Annotated in this window: 18 protein-coding genes and 1 other annotated feature; of the genes, 4 read left to right on the top strand and 14 right to left on the bottom strand. The window is 49.0% G+C overall.

Features of this window, described 5'->3' with window-relative positions; all coding sequences use genetic code 11:
- Positions 1 to 6: 6 nt before the first annotated feature.
- A protein-coding gene (gene prfB / locus IPL17_RS15940; protein ID WP_345308069.1) for a peptide chain release factor 2 occupies positions 7 to 1,096 on the top strand; the annotation gives its coding sequence in 2 pieces (ribosomal slippage) (positions 7 to 72 and positions 74 to 1,096; 1,089 coding nt in all).
- Positions 1,097 to 1,146: 50 nt separating this feature from the next.
- Here prfB and IPL17_RS15935 read toward each other — a convergent pair.
- Positions 1,147 to 1,938: a S1 RNA-binding domain-containing protein gene (locus IPL17_RS15935; protein WP_345308068.1), complete on the bottom strand. Its 792-nt coding sequence runs from the start codon at positions 1,936 to 1,938 to the stop codon at positions 1,147 to 1,149.
- 141 nt (positions 1,939 to 2,079) lie between these two features.
- Positions 2,080 to 2,332, top strand: a binding site (T-box leader).
- 76 nt (positions 2,333 to 2,408) lie between these two features.
- Here IPL17_RS15935 and ileS point away from each other — a divergent pair.
- From ileS to IPL17_RS15920, 3 genes are all read left to right on the top strand, one after another.
- On the top strand, positions 2,409 to 5,555 hold the full coding sequence (gene ileS / locus IPL17_RS15930) for an isoleucine--tRNA ligase (protein WP_345308067.1): 3,147 nt from the start codon (positions 2,409 to 2,411) through the stop codon (positions 5,553 to 5,555).
- 104 nt (positions 5,556 to 5,659) lie between these two features.
- Positions 5,660 to 6,388, top strand: a complete 729-nt coding sequence (locus IPL17_RS15925; protein WP_345308066.1) for a CDP-alcohol phosphatidyltransferase family protein — start codon at positions 5,660 to 5,662, stop codon at positions 6,386 to 6,388.
- Entirely contained in the window at positions 6,378 to 6,806 is a 429-nt protein-coding gene (locus IPL17_RS15920) for a GNAT family N-acetyltransferase (RefSeq protein ID WP_345308065.1), read from the top strand. The genes IPL17_RS15925 and IPL17_RS15920 overlap by 11 nt, the downstream gene beginning before the upstream one ends.
- Before the next feature lie 78 nt (positions 6,807 to 6,884).
- On the opposite strand, the gene IPL17_RS15915 is transcribed toward IPL17_RS15920, so the two are convergent.
- The 13 genes from IPL17_RS15915 to IPL17_RS15855 form a co-directional block, all read right to left on the bottom strand.
- Positions 6,885 to 7,529, bottom strand: a complete 645-nt coding sequence (locus IPL17_RS15915) for an SIMPL domain-containing protein (protein WP_345308064.1) — start codon at positions 7,527 to 7,529, stop codon at positions 6,885 to 6,887.
- Positions 7,530 to 7,675: 146 nt separating this feature from the next.
- Positions 7,676 to 8,344, bottom strand: coding sequence for a lysophospholipid acyltransferase family protein (locus IPL17_RS15910; protein ID WP_345308063.1), 669 nt, complete (start codon positions 8,342 to 8,344; stop codon positions 7,676 to 7,678).
- 17 nt (positions 8,345 to 8,361) lie between these two features.
- Positions 8,362 to 9,282, bottom strand: a complete 921-nt coding sequence (locus tag IPL17_RS15905; RefSeq protein ID WP_345308062.1) for a diacylglycerol kinase family protein — start codon at positions 9,280 to 9,282, stop codon at positions 8,362 to 8,364.
- A gap of 63 nt (positions 9,283 to 9,345) precedes the next feature.
- Positions 9,346 to 9,624: a hypothetical protein gene (locus IPL17_RS15900; RefSeq protein WP_345308061.1), complete on the bottom strand. Its 279-nt coding sequence runs from the start codon at positions 9,622 to 9,624 to the stop codon at positions 9,346 to 9,348.
- 33 nt (positions 9,625 to 9,657) lie between these two features.
- Entirely contained in the window at positions 9,658 to 10,236 is a 579-nt protein-coding gene (locus IPL17_RS15895) for a nucleotidyltransferase family protein (protein ID WP_345308060.1), read from the bottom strand.
- 6 nt (positions 10,237 to 10,242) lie between these two features.
- The gene (gene yqeC, locus IPL17_RS15890) at positions 10,243 to 11,571 is read right to left on the bottom strand and encodes a selenium cofactor biosynthesis protein YqeC (RefSeq protein WP_345308059.1); all 1,329 of its coding nucleotides are present in this window, start codon (positions 11,569 to 11,571) and stop codon (positions 10,243 to 10,245) included.
- Positions 11,572 to 11,731: 160 nt separating this feature from the next.
- The gene (locus IPL17_RS15885) at positions 11,732 to 12,307 is read right to left on the bottom strand and encodes a TMEM175 family protein (RefSeq protein ID WP_345308058.1); all 576 of its coding nucleotides are present in this window, start codon (positions 12,305 to 12,307) and stop codon (positions 11,732 to 11,734) included.
- A 57-nt stretch (positions 12,308 to 12,364) separates the two neighbouring features.
- Positions 12,365 to 13,195 (bottom strand): selenium-dependent molybdenum cofactor biosynthesis protein YqeB, encoded by an 831-nt coding sequence (gene yqeB, locus IPL17_RS15880; protein ID WP_345308057.1) that lies wholly within the window; start codon positions 13,193 to 13,195, stop codon positions 12,365 to 12,367.
- A gap of 35 nt (positions 13,196 to 13,230) precedes the next feature.
- Entirely contained in the window at positions 13,231 to 13,974 is a 744-nt protein-coding gene (locus tag IPL17_RS15875; protein ID WP_345308056.1) for a DUF1361 domain-containing protein, read from the bottom strand.
- Positions 13,974 to 14,468 (bottom strand): DinB family protein, encoded by a 495-nt coding sequence (locus IPL17_RS15870; protein WP_345308055.1) that lies wholly within the window; start codon positions 14,466 to 14,468, stop codon positions 13,974 to 13,976. The genes IPL17_RS15875 and IPL17_RS15870 overlap by 1 nt, the downstream gene beginning before the upstream one ends.
- A complete protein-coding gene (locus IPL17_RS15865; RefSeq protein ID WP_345308054.1) occupies positions 14,465 to 15,340 on the bottom strand; it encodes an alpha/beta hydrolase in 876 nt (291 codons plus the stop codon). The genes IPL17_RS15870 and IPL17_RS15865 overlap by 4 nt, the downstream gene beginning before the upstream one ends.
- A 56-nt stretch (positions 15,341 to 15,396) precedes the next feature.
- Positions 15,397 to 17,577 carry a xanthine dehydrogenase family protein molybdopterin-binding subunit gene (locus IPL17_RS15860; protein WP_345308053.1) on the bottom strand — a complete coding sequence of 727 codons (2,181 nt, stop codon included), beginning with the start codon at positions 17,575 to 17,577 and terminating at the stop codon, positions 15,397 to 15,399.
- Between the two features lie 6 nt (positions 17,578 to 17,583).
- Positions 17,584 to 18,006, bottom strand: a complete 423-nt coding sequence (locus IPL17_RS15855) for a hypothetical protein (protein WP_345308052.1) — start codon at positions 18,004 to 18,006, stop codon at positions 17,584 to 17,586.
- Positions 18,007 to 18,013 lie beyond the last annotated feature (7 nt).

Here is an 18,013-nt window from a genome sequence, read left to right as displayed (position 1 = left end):
TTTGTTATGCAAGATTTGTTAAACCGTTTGCAGGCCGCGAATGACCTGACTCAGCAATTAATGGTGCGTCTTTGACTTGGTCGGCAAGGAAATTCAATTATCGCAGCTGGAAAAAGACACCGAACATCCTGATTTTTGGGCGGACTCGACGAACGCACAGCGGGTGATGAAATCACTTTCCAGTTTGCGTAACGAAGTAACATCCTGGAATTCTTTAAAGCAGCAGCTTCATGATCTGACCGACTTGGCGCAACTGGACGATGAGTCTTTGCGCGAAGAGTTGGAAGGCGAGCTTGTGAAAGTTGAAGTTGAACTTGAGAAGCGTTCCTTCACAATGATGCTCTCGGGCGCGTACGATCACGATGATGCAATTCTTGCCATTCACGCCGGCGCAGGCGGAACCGATTCCCAGGACTGGGCGGCGATGCTTCAGCGCATGTATCTGCGCTGGGCTGAAGATCAGGGATTTACAGCCGATATTTTGGATTTTTCACCAGGTGAAGAAGCAGGGACGAAAAGCGTCACGATCGCGATTGGAGGTCAATATTCCTTTGGATATTTACGTTCCGAAAAAGGTGTTCACCGCCTGGTGCGTCTCTCCCCGTTTGATGCCGCTCATCGCAGGCATACCTCCTTTGCTCTGATCGAAGTTCTTCCGCAGGTTTCCATGGAGGAGGCGGATGTTGATATTAATCCGGGTGATATAAAGCTGGACGTATTCCGTTCTTCCGGCGCGGGTGGGCAGAATGTTCAGAAGAATGCAACGGCCGTACGTCTGACACATCTCCCGACTGGGATCGTTGTAACTTGTCAGAATGAAAGATCGCAGTCACAGAACCGCGAATTTGCCATGAAGATCTTGCGCGCGCGTTTGTTGGAATTACGCTCCGCTGAGCGGGATGAAGAACGGGCGATCTTGCGCGGCGAATACACAAAGGCCGAGTGGGGCAGTCAGATCCGCTCGTATGTTTTGCATCCGTATCAAATGGTAAAGGATCATCGCACCGAGTTTGAAGTCGGCAATGCGCAGTCTGTACTTGACGGTAATTTAAATGGATTTATGGAAGCGTATTTGAAGAGTGAATTCAACAAATAGTGAAAGTGGATAACAAAAAAGAGCGGGTTCGAGACCCGCTCTTTTTTGTTTTAATTTCCGCTTGGAACTCTTTTTTCAAGTGTACGGTTGAACAGTTTTTCCTGTTCTTCAGTTGCGGATTTATATGATTTCGGTCGAACCTTGCCGCGGCCCTTGGAGCGTTCAAGCGCTGCCTGCCATGCCATCTGCATCGCAGTGTACTGTGGCTCGGTGGGCGCTTCGACTTCCATTTCGTATACTTCTTCCTGCTTCTTACCCTTGGGCTTGCGTTTATCCGCACCGCTGCCGGGTGTTCGTTTTCGTTCTTCGCGTTCAGGTTTGACTTCTTCCACAACCTCGGGTTGAAGAGCCTTCATGCTCAAGCGGATCTGGCGTTTGCGGCGATCGACATCCAAAACTTTCGCTTCGATCTCTTCGCCTTCCTTCACCACTTCTCCGGCGGTCTTGACGTATCCGCGGGTGAGTTCGCTGACATGGATCAAGCCGGGACGTTCTGCGCCGAAATCAACAAACGCGCCATAGGTTTCGATGCGAACGACCTTGCCCTTCACGATCATGTCGGGCACGATCTCTTTCCACTCGAAGCCGAGCGGTTCGATCATGGTCAATTCAATGCGATCCTTCTTGACGCGGCGTACCCAAACATCGACTGTTTGGCCTTCCTTCACAATATCTTCCACTTTGTTGACTGCGTCTTGTTGGAGTTGTGAAATGTGGATTACACCGGGAACACTTTGTCCGATGTCCACAAGCGCCCCCGCGAGTGTTGTCTTCAAAATTTTGCCGCTTAATTTGGTTTTTGGTTCAAGCGCAACGGCTGGTGCGCTGTCGGGTGTTGTCATAGTTATACTCCTACTAGTTGAAATAATGCCGAAAAAAGATTATACCTGTCTGACAATAAACCGTCAATGTGAATTTTGATATTAAAAAGAAGAATGGTTAATGTCTTGTCGTTTGTCTTTTACCTGAGTATAATCTGTAAATCAAAAGCATTGATGAGAACGAGTAAATCTGTGGCGGTTGCGTCAGCGAGTCTGTATATGGTGTGAGGCAGATCAACCAGGCGGATTGAAAATCATCTCGGAGCTGTGAACTGAAATTAATGAGAGATCATTAGAAGTAGGTGAGCCGTTTGCCCGGCGTTATATGGGAACAAAGATGATGGTCTTTGGTTGAGTGCCTGTCGAATGACGGGAATCAGAGTGGTACCGCGTGAGCATGGCTCTCGTCTCTGTTTTGAGGCGAGAGGTTTTTTTATTTAAGAATTAGATTGCTGTGTTCTTTGGCAATTACAAAAATGTTGGAGGCATGAATGACATTTAGATCAGTATCACCAAAACTTGATGTTTCTTCCATGGAAGAGAATATCCTGAAATTATGGAACAAACAGGATATCTTCAAGAAGACCATTGAGCAGCGCAAAGGAAAACCTGAGTATGTATTTTACGAAGGTCCCCCAACTGCGAATGGGCGCCCGGGGGTTCATCATGTATTGGCGCGCGCGTTTAAGGATATGTTTCCGCGTTACAAGATCATGCGCGGCTATCATGTCTCGCGCCGCGGCGGCTGGGATACGCATGGCTTGCCGGTTGAGATCGAGGTCGAGAAACAACTTGGTTTTAATAACAAACAGCAGATCGAAGAATACGGCATCGATAAATTTAACGCGCTTTGTAAAAAATCCGTCTTTACCTATATTCAAGACTGGGAGCGTTTAACTGATCGCATCGCCTTTTGGGTCGATCTTGAAACTGCGTATGTGACCTACGAAAACGAATACATGGAATCGGTCTGGTGGATCCTGAAAAATTTTTGGGATAAGGATCTGCTTTTCAAGGGATATAAAGTTGTCCCGTATTGCCCGCGCTGCGGCACGCCTCTCTCTGACCATGAAGTTGCTCTCGGGTACGAAGAAGTTTCTGACCCTTCGGTTTTTGTCCGCATGCCGCTTGTGGATAAGCCTGACACTTCATTGTTGGTGTGGACAACCACTCCGTGGACATTGCCGGGTAACGTGGCTGTTGCAGCCGCCCCCAATGTGGATTATGTGACCATCGAGCGCGATAATGACGGCACAAAAGAAAAACTCATCCTTGCCAAATCTCTGGTTGAGAAACTATTCAAAGATGAAGAAGTAAAGGTCTTGGAAACATTCAAAGGCAGGAAGTTGAAAGGCGTGAAATATCAGCCTCTCTTCACCTTCCTGCCTCCGGACAAAGCCGCGCATTTTGTCGCGCTCGGTGATTTCGTGACCACTGATGATGGCTCTGGTCTGGTGCATATCGCTCCCGCCTTCGGCCAGGAAGATATGCAATTGGCAAAGGAGAATGACCTGCCTGTGTTGCTGACCGTACTTCCTGACGGTACATTCATTCCTGAGGTCACTCCCTGGCGCGGAGTCTTTGTCAAGGACGCTGACCCGCTCATCATCAAGGATCTGGAAACGCGCGGACTTTTATTCCGCACCGAGAAATACACACACACGTATCCGTTCTGCTGGCGCTGTCATACCCCGCTTTTATATTATGCGCGCGACTCGTGGTTCATCCGTACCAGCGCGCATCGTGACCGTCTGGTTGAATTAAACAACACCATTAATTGGGTTCCCGATCACATCAAGAGTGGACGTTTTGGCAACTGGCTTGAGAACAACATTGACTGGTCGCTTTCACGCGAGCGCTATTGGGGCACGCCGCTTCCTGTTTGGGAATGTCTGGAATGCAAACATAGGGAGTGTGTCGGCTCGGTGGCCGAACTGTCTGAGAAAGCCGGCCGGGATCTTAGTGAACTGGATCTGCACCGCCCGTATGTGGACGAAGTCTATTGGGTTTGTTCAGACTGCGGCGGTCAGATGACGCGCGTCCCTGACCTGATCGATGTCTGGTTTGACTCTGGCTCCATGCCGATCGCACAATGGCATTATCCATTTGAGAACAAAGACAAGTTTCAAAGTCAATATCCTGCGGACTACATCTGTGAAGCCGTGGACCAGACGCGCGGCTGGTTCTATTCACTGCATGCCATCAGCACCTTGCTTAATGATGAAGTCTCTTTCAAGAATGTGATCTGTCTTGGCCATATTCAGGATGCCGAAGGACGTAAGATGTCCAAGTCGCTGGGGAATATCGTCCAGCCTTGGGATGTCCTAAATGCGCATGGCGCAGATGCCTTACGCTGGTATTTGTACACAGCCTCACCTCCGGGGCAGGAACGCCGCTTCTCTTCCGATTTGGTTGGCGATGTCATCCGCAGTTTTACGCTGACGCTTTGGAATGTGTATTCATTCTTTGTGACATACGCCAACCTCGATAAGCCACAGGCATTGACTGTCACCGCGCCGACGAATGATCTTGACCGTTGGCTGCTCTCTGAATTGAATGTGCTTGTCCGTGACGTGACTCAGGCATATGAGACGTATGATGTCTTGAATGCCACCCGTCCCATCGAAGCTTTTGTGGAAAGACTTTCCACATGGTATGTGCGCCGTTCACGCCGCCGCTTCTGGAAGAATGACTCTGGCGCAGATAAGCAGGCAGCTTATTCGACACTTTATACCGCGTTGACTACGCTTGCGAAGCTGCTTGCACCTGCCATGCCTTTCCTCGCGGAAGAGCTTTATCAGAACCTTGTCCGCTCTGTGGATGAGACCGCGCCTGAATCAGTTCATCTTGCGGATTGGCCTGTGGCGATGGACGAGTTCATTGACGAGTCGCTCAACCGCGATATGAACCTCGTGATGAAACTCGTTTCCCTCGGTCACTCTGCGCGTCAGAAGGCGAATCGAAAAGTGCGCCAGCCACTCGCTGCTGCCGCATTCTCCGTTGGGACTGCAACTGAGCGTAAGGCGTTGATGAACAACGTGGACATCGTTTCAGATGAATTGAATGTCAAAGAAGTGCGTCTGCTTGATTCTGCAACAGAGGCTGTCTCGCATACGATCAAACCTTTCTCGAAACAACTCGGACAGAAATACGGCAATAAATTCCCCGCCATCCAAAAGGCGATTCTCTCGATGAATGCGGAAGAAGTCGCTTCCACATTCATGGCTGGCAAAGCGCTCGAGGTAACCGCTGGTGGCGAGACCTTCCAGATCATCTCTGAAGAAGTGGAAGTGAAAGCGCAAGCCAAATCAGGCTTTGCCGTCGCAGAAGATGGCGCATACGTCGCCGCACTCGTTACTGAACTGACCTCCGAACTCGTGCAAGAAGGTTTGGCGCGTGAATTTGTCCGCCGTGTACAGGATCTGCGCAAGGCCGCTGAGTTGGATGTTGCCGACCGTATAGAGATGTTCGTTGAGACCACACCAGGTTTGAGGTCCGCGATTGAGGCGCATCAGGAGTACATCACCTCTGAAACACTTACCTCCAATTTATCCTTTACGACTCCGCCTGAAGATTCGTCGGTAGTTGAAGATGAGTTTGAAGCCGAGAAGGTCAAGGTTGGAATTAAAAAAGCGTAGCTCACAAAGTTGAAAGAACTGGCAGACTTCGGAAGTTTCAAAACTTCCGAAGTCTTTTTAATTTATAATTCACTGCATATCACTATCTGCGCCAAAGGATCAATATGACAAATTCTATGCTTTCAGAAAATAAACCAAATATTTTTCGAGTGATCGCCGCCTGGGGCGTGCATCTATTCACCGCAACCGGGGCGGTTTTTGGTTTGCTCGCGATCCTGTCCATTTTTGAAAAAAATTGGAAAATGATGATCGTGTATATGATCATTGCCATGCTGGTGGATGGTTTTGACGGCATGTTGGCGCGTTGGGCAGATGTAAAAAAATATGCCAACGGCGTTGACGGGGCTTTGCTCGATAACATTCTTGATTATTTAAATTATGTGATGGTGCCCGCTTTGTTTTTGGTCAAAGCGGATGTTCTGCCTGAGAGCGTGCGTTTGCTGGCCGCGAGTTCTATTTTGCTCACTTCTGCATATCAATTCACACAGACCGATGCGAAGACCGACGATCATCATTTCAAAGGTTTTCCATCATATTGGAACGTCGCTGCGCTCTATATGCTCCTGATGAATTTGCCGCAATGGGTGAACTTTGGTTTTCTGATGTTGTTCAATGTGATGGTTTTCATTCCCATTAAATATATTTATCCGAGCCGCAATAGTTATTTGCGCACGCTCACACTTGTTCTCACCTATCTTTACGGCGCGATTGGAATTTGGGGCTTGCTTCAATATCCAAACCAACCGCAGTGGGTGGTTTGGGCTTCATTTATTTATGTCGGATATTATTTGATCCTAAGTGTGATCCCAAAGAATAAAGTCCATGCAAATTGAACTCATCTCTCAGGCGGATGATGAGCTTTATGAAGCGTTTCAGCGCCTCGTCCCGCAACTGACCAATAACAACCCGCCCCCTTCTCTTAACGATCTGACCGCTCTCGTCCGAGATCCATCGTCCGTGCTGATGGTGGCGCGCAGTGACCACGGCGAGATCATCGGTGCGCTCACGTTGACAGTCTACCGCGTGCCGACAGGAATCCGCTCGATCATCGAAGATGTCATTGTGGACAACTCTGCGCGTGGACAGGGCATTGGTGAAGCATTAATAAAACACGCCATTGAAGTCGCGCGTGAAAAAGGCGCCAGCAATATTTCACTGACTTGCAATCCAATGCGCGAGGCCGCGAACAGGTTGTATCAAAGAATGGGGTTTAAAAAACGCGAAACGAACGCGTATCAATATAAGTTCTAAATTATTTAATTTTATCGTCCCAAAGGTTTGATCCGAGTCGTTCAAGGATCTTATGGCAGCCTTTGGGATGTTCCTTGCTTATCCTTCGATCTCCCAGGTGATGTTCACGTAGTCGTGCGTATCGACATCTTCCGGATTGATCTCCCTCTCCTCTGAAAATGTTGCGAAATTTTCAGACATGGCCAAAGGCATGTGCCTGCTTGTAATTTCCATGATCTCCCTGCCATAGTTAATGTGCTGGATCTTTCCGAGTTGTACCCCGGTGGCTTTGCCGATAATCTCCGCTTTGATTTTGGCGTCTGCAATAGCCTTTTCCAAAGCCTGATTCTTGAGCCCCTCCTCGTCTTTCACGGTAAAACCAAGGTCAATTCTGATAAACCCGGATGTGCGCGTGACGGCATTAAGCACGCGGTTGATGGTTTTGTGATCCAGATCCAGACGAAGTTTGAATGAATAGGATGCTTCGTATCCCCAGAATATTCTGGACTTGCTTTCCTCCGAGTATCGATCCTTGTCTCGTATCTCAAAGTTGGACATCTTGACCTGGTCTTCCTTGATGCCCGCTGACTTGATGGATTTAAAGAATTCATCCGCCATACGATTGAGACCGTCAATACATTTGGCGTACTCTTTATTCTGATGTTCGACGACAAAACTGATCACCGCCTGATCGGGTGTAGCGGATACCGAGCCGTATCCCTGTACTGTCAAAAGTTGTGTCATGTTTTCTCTCTTTTACTATTCTAATGTCGTTCCGAAGGAGCAATGCGGCTGAAGCAATCTCCTCTTAAATTTGAGAACAAACTTATCGAATTTTCCCCCGCTACTCAGCAGTTGCTTCGTGATACCGCCTCGCAATGAAAGAATAATTATAACGAGACTTTCTGAATATACTTCTCAGTCCACTTGCTCGTATCCGCATATTCCCCGCGATAATATTCGGGCAGTAATTTAGCGATCTGCGCCATCATCTCGTCTGCGATCTCCTGGCGGATTTCTCCCGTTACCTTCACACCTTCCACATTCAACTTGAATGGTTCTCCCAAGCGGATGTGGAAATCTGTCCGCTTGAAGTGTTTAAAGTTTTTCATAAAATTCTCGCCGCCCCAGTGTGCGATGGGAATGATCGGTGCGCCTGACCGAATTGCAACGATGACCGTCCCAGGCATGGCGCGTCTTAAACGACCCGTGTAATTGCGAGTCCCTTCGGGGGCGATGCCAAAGATCATACCGTTCTCAAGCGCTCGAAAAGCCGCTTTCAGCGCGTGCATGTCCGCTTCGCCGCGATGGATGGGAATCATGCCCCAGGTGTTGAAGACCCAGCGCAGGAACCAATTGTCCCACGTCTCAGCCTTTGCCCAGCCCGTGACTCGCCGCGGCTGGAGATGGGCGAAAAGTAGGGGCGCTTCGATCTGACCTGTGTGATTCGAGATCGCGATCACAGGTCCTGTGGCTGGAAAATTTTGAAAGTCAGGCGCGTCAATGCGGCAGGTGATGCGCGTGTAAATACGGATGAGGAAGTTGATAAGCCAGTTCATGTTTGTTACGAAAAATTTCAGGCGCAGATAATTTCCAATTCAGACGGGAGCAGTTCCAGGGTCAGCGCTGAACCATTCAGGCAAATAAATTCTCCATCGGCGTGGGCGGGAAAGGTCTTATCCAGAGACTTGATCGAAACTTTTTTAGCGCGCCGCATCTTGACTTCGGGTTGAGTGGCCTGTGTTCCGCGAATGAAGTGGGGGATAAGCGCGAGAATACGCGCCTTTGTTCCAGTTTCCGCGATACAAAGATCGAAGAGACCGTCATCGGGTTTGCTATCAGGCGCCATTTGAAAGCCCCCGCCCATGCGCCTGCCGTTCATTACTGAGATCATCAGTGAAACTTGATTAATGGTTTCACTGTCATCCAGAACGATCTCAACGTTTGGGGGATTGTAATAAAGGAAAACAGTTTTGATCACCCCGATCAGATAGGCTGGCAAGCCGCGTGTCCAGCGGATCTTGATGGCTTCATTGCCGACAGCCGCGTCAAAGCCGACGCCGATGCCGTTGCCAAAATATCTGCCTTCGGGATAATCTCCACCCTTGACCAGACCGATGTCGATTTTTCTGCGCTTATTCGCGGTCAGCGCTTTCAAGCCATCGTTCAGATTTGTGGGAATGCCTGTCCCACCTGAGAAATCATTGCCCGTGCCGATGGCGAGAACGGAAAACACGCTTTTTGTGAAACCATCCTTGCGCGCCTTCATGATTCCGTTGATGGCTTCGTTGATGGTCCCGTCACCGCTCGCGCACACGATCACATCGTAGCCCTCCCGCGCGGCCTGTTCTGCCAGTTCATAAGCGTGCCAGACACGCTCTGTTTGTACAAGCGTAAAATCCAGCCCGCTTTCACGCAGACTGGATTCGATGTGTGGAATAGATTTCGCGCCAAGCCCGCGGCCCGAAGTTGGATTGACGATGATGTAATATTTCACAGTGTGCTCCCAGTTTGGAATGGGAGCGAGTTTATCTTCTGTGACTCAGATTGTCAAATCGAATTACTCGTTCATACGCGGTGTTTTGCGATATTCAGTGCGATGCCCGGAATAGGCGACGCTCATTGCATCCATCAGTTCGTCCATTGCGAATGCCTCTTCATTATCTAGTACCATCTTTAGTTTACTGAGATGGTCGTGCAGTTCGAGCATCTTGGCTCGAAAAGCGTCAAACGCAATGGTGTCGCTTTCTTTTTGTAGTTTCTTCGATGCATGATACGCTTCTTCCACGGCTTGCATTGTGTGAATGATATCCTCGGCGATCAAGGTCATGTCAGACATATCAGCCTCCTTGTCTATATTTACAATAGCACGTTACGATTTATATTTCAAGTAATCTTCAGGAGTGTCGAGGTCTACCAGCGTATTGGGGGAATCCACGACTACATAGTGTATTTCGCGGGAGTGTTTTAATAAGAAATCGCGCGGCGTTTTTGGCGGTTTCATTGCGATCAGTTCATCCCAGAGCGGACGGGCGACAAGCCAGGGATGTCCGCGCTGCATTTGATAGCTCGGGACTACGATCTGTGATTTTTGTGCGAGGAAGGCGTTGCATATCTGGCGCACGCTTCTCTCTTCGACCTGCGGCTGGTCGCCGAGACAAATGAGAGCGGCGCTCGCTTCGCGCATTTTTACAGACAACCCTAGTTGGATGGAACTCAACATTTCCCCGATTTGGTAATTTTCATTAAAAACGGTCTCGACCGTTTTACCGATCAATGCCTCGACCTGCTGGTGCGCTCCGCCCGTAACGACCAGAATGTCCTTGACACTGGCCGCCTGAAATGTGGAGATGACCGTTTGCAATACCGTGCTTTTTCCCCAGGGCATAAGCATCTTCGGTTCACCCATTCGTTTGGATTCGCCCGCGGCGAGAATGATCGCAGTGATCATGAGTTCTCACTTGTTATTTTCAATATCAATTAACCTCTTGTAGTCTTCAGTGTTGTCAACATCCAATAAAAGCATATCGTCATGCCATGGAATATATTCTACTTTGTATTTTGAGAAAATGGCCCGCCCGCCGATATCGCCTTCAAGCTGTAAAAGGTTGGGGAATGTTACCCTGTCAAACAATACCGGATTTGCGCGGCGATTTTCAAGCACCAGCGGTGCGACGATGGACTGCATTTTCTGGGTATGTGATTCCACTAACGTGCGGATCACTTCTACAGGGATCTGAGGTTGATCTGTCAACAGAAAAATAGCTGAACCAATTGAATCATGCGATCTGCCCGGCTTTAAGAAGTTGATTCCGGTCCGTATGGATGTGCTTTGTCCTTGCCGGTAATCTGGGTTGTAGATTATGTTTACAGGAAGTCCATGTAGTGCGGACTCAACCTCTTCTGACTGAAAGCCTGTGACCACTACAACAGGCCAAAGTCCCGCCTGAAGCGCGGTTTCTGCCACATGCCGCACGAAAGATTTTCCCTTCCAATCCAGCAATTGTTTTGCCGCGCCAAAACGGGTCGATGCGCCTGCGGCAAGGACAATACCTGCCGTATGTTCGAATGTTTGGAAACTATTGTGATTTAATGAACCAACGATCACGGAGTCAAAATGATCGAGTAGGTCTTGAGCCATCCCGCCGCCAGTGGATTGCAGCTCGGGCGTGTCGGCCTGATTCAGCAGCGCGATGCGCCGCGCTGTTGGTGGGATATTTTTGAGGCCACCTTGTGGATGGGTTAGCATGCGCGTAACCGAATCAGGGGTGACCTGCTGGTTGATGTCCAAACCGGTGATCTGTGAAAATAACCCGGCACGATGGACGTGTTCATCGGTGAGCGGTTTTCCCAGTGTGTTTAGTCCTGCGACAACGACAGCAGTATCTACAAATTCCGGGATGGGTGGTTCATGGTCTGCCGGGGATTTAAGTGATTTTTGACGAGATCCATCTGCCTCAATGAAGAGGGGAACATATTTTTCGCCGCTGACTTCGCGTAACCAATAAAGGACGTCTTGGCTTACAGGTTTTGTTCTTCCTTCTTCAATCTCGCCTGTAACCAGTGTGACACCTTCTGAGGTGATTTCATCAAGATCACTGAATTTTATTGCAACGATGTGCCGGTCAGCAAGGGAGGTTTGCCACGAGCCGAGGTGGGTGGTGGCGGTCACGATGGCTTGTGGAAATTCGCGCGCAAGTTGAAATATGGCAGTTGTTTTTCCGCCCGCGCCAGAGAAACTGACCGATTGCGGAGTTTTCAATCGAAGCGCATCAGATAGTAGCATAGGTTGATTGTAGACCAAATCCTACTTTTGTACATCCGTTTTTTTTTGAATCGCAACTCTCAAGAAAAAACCGTACCGCTTTGCGAACTCCGTGCTAATTAATCTCCTTTGCCAATGTCCATTTTTAACAGTAGATCTGCCTGTGGCGGGAAGACGGATCTTATTTGGCGAGGGTCTTTTCGATCCTTCGATCTGGGATGAACCAGATGATTGCCACTGCGACATAAAGCAGGGAAGCAAATCTTGCAGAAACAAAAGAAAGTGGGATCGCGGCAGTGTATAACGCTAGTGAGACATATCCTTTGGTGTCGCCGCCTATCGCAATCGCCAGCGGCGAGTCTTCCGGATGAATTGCGAGAAGCGTGCGAACGAGGATGAAATAAGCCAGTCCAGACATCCATAAAGAGATGCCGTAGAAAGCAACTGGCCAGGCTAAAAATTCATTTTCGCCCATCCAGCTGGTAGTGAAAGGAATGAGCGATATCCAAAAAAGCAAATGCATGTTCGCCCATAAGACATTGCCGTTGATCTTATGAACCGCCTGAAATAGGTGATGGTGGTTGTTCCAATAAATACCAATGAAGACAAAGCTGAGAGTGTAGCTGGCGAATACTGGAATAAGCGGCTGTAGTGCGGAAAGGTCTGCTCCATCAGGCACCTTTAATTCCAAAACCATAATGGTGATAATGATGGCAAGCACGCCATCGCTAAATGCTTCCAAGCGTCCTTTGCTCATGGGGTTCTCCGTGGGAATTTAATTTTTTAAGACAGCCCTGTGGCTAGAGTCGGAATTTTAGATCTGGTCTATTTCACGAAATACAGGATAACGAGTTAGTATTGCTTCCAGCACGCCGCCGCCAATAGCCAGCGCCTTGTCAGAAACAAGGGTGTTAAGAACAGGGTCGTTACGCAAATCAACATCCCCGATCTTCATCTTATCAGTGATCTCAATATTGGGACGAATAAGTCCGCGCAGGATGCCTTTGAACGGGCTGATGATTTTCGATCTTCGGTTTTCAATTTTCGAATCGATCTCAGCGATGATCTGGCCTTCTTCAAGTAGATCGCCTATCTTAGCGTGAGCGATTAATTTGCCGTTATGAGGTGCGCGTAAAACACGGCGAATATCGCCCTCGGGCAGTCCGCTGTCAGCCTGGGCCGAGCCGCTCCAGTAGACTCTGCCGAGGGTGTGTCCGCGGCGGGTTTCTATCACAGCGTGGCAATTCTCACCTGCGCGAAAGCCAGGTCCAAGTCCGATGTGAAGCGCGACATCTACTGGTAGGGATTTGGGAGTCGTTTTAATCAGTCTTGCATCAATGATAAATGTGGATCGCGGACTTGTCAGGAATTGATTTCGCAGGATATTGGCGTTTGGATCCACGAGCACGGGAATTTCACCTGCATCGAGCGCATCTTGAAACTGGTCTGCTGAAACGAGTCGCGCTGTTACACCCTCGACGGTATGTGCCCCCTCGTATACTGCTTCACAAAACGACACAGTGCGGCGAACCGCCAGGGGCTTTTCCAATTCAAGAATGGCGACCTTGTAACCAGAACGATACAAACGCAATGCGACCCCGCTTGCGAGGTCGCCGCCGCCGCGGATGAGGATGAGAGGAATCATGGACTGTCCTTTTGGTGCCGTACAGGGATATTATTTTATTTTGTTTGTTGTGTAGATTCGACCGCTTCTGGTGTGTTTTGAGCTCGGACGGTTTGTTCCTGGAGCATATGACTGAATGAATACAATAATACAAACAGGAACAGAAAGAAGAACGTGTATAAGATGGTAAATGCAGCCAGGCGCATACTCGGGTCAATGACGAGACCGAGGATTTCAACGGCTGTTTCAGCGGGGTTTTGCAGAATATCCCACGAATTCAGGCGCACAAATCGGCCGATGTAGATACCAAAACTGCTTAAGCCGGAAATAATAAAAACGAAGACCCAGCCGATCGATCGTCCAAACGTGCGTGAGATAATATCCTGCATCAGATACAGCGATATAACACCAAGCAGGGTACCTGTCCAGGAACACCAGACTACAATGAGCACATCATACCAAAGCGGAGCACCTACTCCGCCCGCGCGCGCGAGGTCTTGCAGGTCGGTCAGCATATAAGGCGCGTTTGGGAAAAAAATGAGCCAGAGAAATGCAATGACTGGAATGGCAAGGTATAACCAGATGCGTTTCCATGAAACAGTGTGGGCAATGTAAGCCAGGATAAATGGTATCCACGCCAGGAATAGATTCCAGATTAAGCCTGTGTGCCGGCTCGAATCAGTGTACGCCACCCTGGCAGCGACAAGCAAGATACAGACCAGACAGGCAACATTTAGCAATATAAAAACAGCGATGCTGTGCCTGTTTCGGTAAATAAAGTCCTTTATTTTGTCAATCATTAGGTTTGCTCATTTAAAAACAACATCAGGTCGAGATCACCTGGAGAGTGACCCAATTCTGTAAGTATGGCCGCTGCTTCACTGCGATGCTGCGTGCCATGATTGACGACATGTATCATCGCCTGCCAGAGCACATTCTCCCTGATCTCTCCATTTTTGGTTTTGTATTGGAATGTGGCGTTTACTGATTCATCATTCAAGTTATTGATGAACGTATCCAGTTTTTTTTCTTCCTCTAGCCATCGCGTGCGGAGTGCGTCAAGGTTCGGGAAATCTTCCGGCTTGAAGCGGGCTGCTGGTGTTTCTCCCTGCCAGCGCGTGCGCCAGATCCATTCCGCTAAGAGCGCATGCGTCAAAGTACTTCGTAATTCTCTATGTGGGAATACTGCGCCTGCAAGAAATTGTTCGGTTGTTAATTTGGACGCGGCATTTAAAATTCGCATGTTTGCCCAGTGATTGAATTTGTATAGTGTTTGTATATCTTGTTTGTTCATTTTGATAAAAACTCCAATAGGATCGGGTTGACAACCTCAGGTTTTTCGTAATGTGGGATATGACCGCAGTTCTCAATAAAAAGGAATTCCGTGTGTGGTAATGCCTTCAGAATGATTTTGCTGTTCTCGAACGGTACCGTCCTGTCGTTCTTTCCCCAGATGAGCAGGCTGGTTTTTTTTAATTTCCCGACTTCAACATAAGTCTCCAGGAACGACTCTAACATATCACTTCTCATTGTGGATAAAATGGCGCGTTTGAAGCCTTTATACTGCATTTGGATCTTGTATTGCTCTTGAAAATGTTCCACCGATTTCGGATCGAATAGATCGCTGGCTATATTTTTGACCATGTTCGCGCTTCCAAACAACCCGAGCGCCAGCTCGCCAAGAATAGGCATTTTCACTACTTCAAGGAGGTGAGAAAGCGCGACCCGTTCTGCGCCGGCTGGGTCTATCAAAACATGTTTATCAACATAGCCAGGATGCCGGCTGATGAATGCTGCCGTGATCGGGCCGCCCATGGAAAGTCCAAGCAGATTTGTGGATTTGAGTCCAAGCGCGTCAAGCAGGTCTTTGAGCTGTTGGGTGAAGAGGTGAATGTTGTAATCGACATTCGGCCGGTCTGAGAATCCACGCCCGAGAAGATCGTACCGTAAAACACGAAATCCTGCTTTGACAAGAAATTCGAAGGTTGAGTCAAATATAAAATACGGGACGGAAAAGCCATGCACAAGCGTGACCGTTGAGCTGTTTTCAGGTCCCTGTAATTCGTAATGCGTCACGCCGCAAGGAAGCGTGATAAAGGATCCATTCGCTTCTTTGCGTGTGGTTTCGTTTAATTCTTTTGTTTCGCCTAAATAGGGGAAAGACATAAATTATGCAGCCCTGACAGGTCTCGTAGTGTCCTGTCAGGGCTTTCATAAAGTTTCTATATTTTTCCCAGAGCGCGCAAAACCCGCTCTGGGGTGAATGGGAATTCATTGAGCCATACACCGGTCGCATCGTGAATTGCGGCGGCGATAGCCGGCGCGACGGGCAGGAAGGGTAACTCTCCTAATCCGCGTGCACCCCACGGCCCGTTCGGATCGGGGATCTCCACGAGAACCGACTCCACTGATTCGGGTATATCTCGAATGGTTGGTATCAAATATGTGCTTAATTGATCGGTCAGTACGCGCCCGTCTTTCGTCTTGTAATCTTCAAGCACAGCATATCCGTGAGCTTGGACTACCGCGCCTTCGATTTGACCTACCACCAGGTCTGGATTGATGGCTTTGCCGATATCGTCTGCGGAAACAATGCGGATGACGCGCACGTGACCGGTTTCCGTATCCACTTCAACTTCGGCGGCCTGAGCCACATAAGCGTAGGCAAAGTTGGGAGTGGAGTAGCCCGTTTCATGATCAAATGGCGTGGTGCGCGGCGCGAGATATTTGAATTCCGCGATGGCGGGACGCTCTTCCGCTTTCCATTTTTCCAGAGCCGCTTCCGCCGCACCTTTGATGGCATTGCCTGCCATGAAGGTCATACGTGATGCGGAAACTGATCCTGAGTTATCTTGATGCGCGGAGTCCGATGTGCGTAATTCCACTTTGTTTACTGACACGCCAACTGCATGAGCCGCCATTTGGATCATCACTGTATGGGTGCCTTGGCCAACTTCCGCGCCGGCTTGATGGACAATGACGCGTTCGATATTTCCATTGCCATGTATTTCCACTTTAGCCCAGCAATTTTCCTGGTAACCAAAAGAGAATCCCACGTTTTTGAATCCAGCCGCGAAACCATGTCCACGCGCAAGGTGGGGTTTTGAATTCTTCTTTTTGGTTTTTTTCCAATTAAATTGATCGCGGGCAGCTTCAATGCATTGCACTATGCTGACCTGACTTGGCACAGGTGTGCCAAAACTCATCAGGTCGCCTTCGCGAAATGCGTTCTTTAAACGGAACTTAACCGGGTCCATGCCTAGTTTTTCCGCTATTTTGTTCATTTGTGATTCTGCCATAAACAAGGCTTGCGGCGCGCCAAATCCGCGGAATGCTGCCCCGGGGACATTGTTTGTGTATACCCCATACACATCCACTTTTGTGTTCGGGATGAAATATGGACCTGTTGATGTGATGGCTGCGTTGCCAAGCACCTTGTTGGAGGTGTACATGTAAGCGCCGCCGTCGCCGATCAATTCATTCTCCGCGGCGATCAGTTTCCCATCTTTTGTTGCGCCCCACTTTGCTTTGATGGAAACCGCGTGTCGTTTTCCGTGACCGATCATGGATTCGCGCCGTGACCAGATGATCTTGACTGGTTGGTTTAGCTTCCACGCCGCCAATGCCAGCACGATCTGCACAGACATATCTTCGCGTCCGCCAAATGCGCCCCCAATGGCTGGGTAGATGACGCGGATCCTTTCGTCGGGCAGACCGAGCGAGTGTGCTATCGTTTCACGATCTGCGTGAGTCCATTGTCCGCCAGCTTCAATTGTTATGCGGCCTTCATTGTCAATGTAGGCAAGGCCTGCTTCAGGTTGTAAATAGGCGTGTTCCTGCACTGGTGTGTGATATTCATCCTCAACGATCACATCTGCTTTCACAAAAGCATCTTCAACATCACCTTTGCGGATCTTGTAATGGACGCAAACGTTGGTATCGCCCCTGTCAGGATGCAGGATGGGCGCGTCGGCGCGCAATGCAATGGTCGGGTCGGAGAGAAGCGGCAGGTCTTCATATTCCACTTCGATCAATTTGACAGCCGCTTCCGCTTCTCCTTCGGTTTTGGCTACTACAACTGCGACCTGATCGCCCACAAAGCGGACGATGTCTGTATATGGCTTGCTTGAACCAGGTCCGCATAAAACGGGTTGATCTGGGATCTGTAATCCATATTCATTGACAGGGATGTCTTTCGCTGTATAGACTGCGACGACACCTGATGATTTCTCTGCGTTGGCAGTCTGAATGTTTAATACGCGTGCGTGCGGGCGCTCGGCGAAAAGGATCTTCATGAACAACATTCCGTCCATTTTTAAGTCGCCGGAATACAGTGTTTCGCCGATGACTTTGCCGCGAGCGTCAATGCGTGGATGTGATTTGCCGACAGATTGTTTTGACATAGGTTCCTATCGTGTATAGCGTTTTGTTTTAATTTTTGGCGGTGGTTCGTCGAGCGGACCATAGCGTGACGGTCCAACGGCGCGATAGATGAAAGCGTAAATCACTGAGATCACGCCGCCAATGAGTACGATGTATAGAAGGCTGACGATAACATACGCAAAAAGATTTGGGATTTGCGTGAGTGGGTAAAAAATAATTACCAAGCCGCTTGATTTATAAAAAAAATCAGGCAGGCGTAGACTGACCAGTAACTGGTACGGAATTGGCCAGTTGTGCGCCAATCCATAATTAATGGTCGTGATTCCCGCGGCAATCGAGATTGCGGGGACGATCAACATCATCAAACAGCCAATGCCGCGCCAGATAACGTGCGGACCGTCGGATTTTTGTGCCATTGGTTTTTGGAAGGAGCTTGAATACTTGCCCATGAGTTAC

The organism is Candidatus Villigracilis saccharophilus, from assembly GCF_016711665.1.
Note: the sequence above shows the minus strand (reverse complement) of the source record. Positions and strands in the feature narration are given on the sequence as shown.

What these genes read in the sequence shown, in the direction of transcription:
- IPL17_RS15895 (WP_345308060.1), bottom strand. Translation starts at nt 10,236, where the DNA reads ATGATCACTGCGATCATTCTCGCCGCGGGCGAATCCAAACGAATGGGT.
- IPL17_RS15855 (WP_345308052.1), bottom strand. Translation starts at nt 18,006, where the DNA reads ATGGGCAAGTATTCAAGCTCCTTCCAAAAACCAATGGCACAAAAATCC.
- IPL17_RS15920 (WP_345308065.1), top strand. Translation starts at nt 6,378, where the DNA reads ATGCAAATTGAACTCATCTCTCAGGCGGATGATGAGCTTTATGAAGCG.
- IPL17_RS15925 (WP_345308066.1), top strand. Translation starts at nt 5,660, where the DNA reads ATGACAAATTCTATGCTTTCAGAAAATAAACCAAATATTTTTCGAGTG.
- IPL17_RS15935 (WP_345308068.1), bottom strand. Translation starts at nt 1,938, where the DNA reads ATGACAACACCCGACAGCGCACCAGCCGTTGCGCTTGAACCAAAAACC.
- IPL17_RS15900 (WP_345308061.1), bottom strand. Translation starts at nt 9,624, where the DNA reads ATGTCTGACATGACCTTGATCGCCGAGGATATCATTCACACAATGCAA.
- IPL17_RS15915 (WP_345308064.1), bottom strand. Translation starts at nt 7,529, where the DNA reads ATGACACAACTTTTGACAGTACAGGGATACGGCTCGGTATCCGCTACA.
- IPL17_RS15865 (WP_345308054.1), bottom strand. Translation starts at nt 15,340, where the DNA reads ATGTCTTTCCCCTATTTAGGCGAAACAAAAGAATTAAACGAAACCACA.
- yqeB (WP_345308057.1), bottom strand. Translation starts at nt 13,195, where the DNA reads ATGATTCCTCTCATCCTCATCCGCGGCGGCGGCGACCTCGCAAGCGGG.
- yqeC (WP_345308059.1), bottom strand. Translation starts at nt 11,571, where the DNA reads ATGCTACTATCTGATGCGCTTCGATTGAAAACTCCGCAATCGGTCAGT.
- ileS (WP_345308067.1), top strand. Translation starts at nt 2,409, where the DNA reads ATGACATTTAGATCAGTATCACCAAAACTTGATGTTTCTTCCATGGAA.
- IPL17_RS15875 (WP_345308056.1), bottom strand. Translation starts at nt 13,974, where the DNA reads ATGATTGACAAAATAAAGGACTTTATTTACCGAAACAGGCACAGCATC.
- IPL17_RS15885 (WP_345308058.1), bottom strand. Translation starts at nt 12,307, where the DNA reads ATGAGCAAAGGACGCTTGGAAGCATTTAGCGATGGCGTGCTTGCCATC.
- IPL17_RS15910 (WP_345308063.1), bottom strand. Translation starts at nt 8,344, where the DNA reads ATGAACTGGCTTATCAACTTCCTCATCCGTATTTACACGCGCATCACC.
- IPL17_RS15860 (WP_345308053.1), bottom strand. Translation starts at nt 17,577, where the DNA reads ATGTCAAAACAATCTGTCGGCAAATCACATCCACGCATTGACGCTCGC.
- IPL17_RS15870 (WP_345308055.1), bottom strand. Translation starts at nt 14,468, where the DNA reads ATGAACAAACAAGATATACAAACACTATACAAATTCAATCACTGGGCA.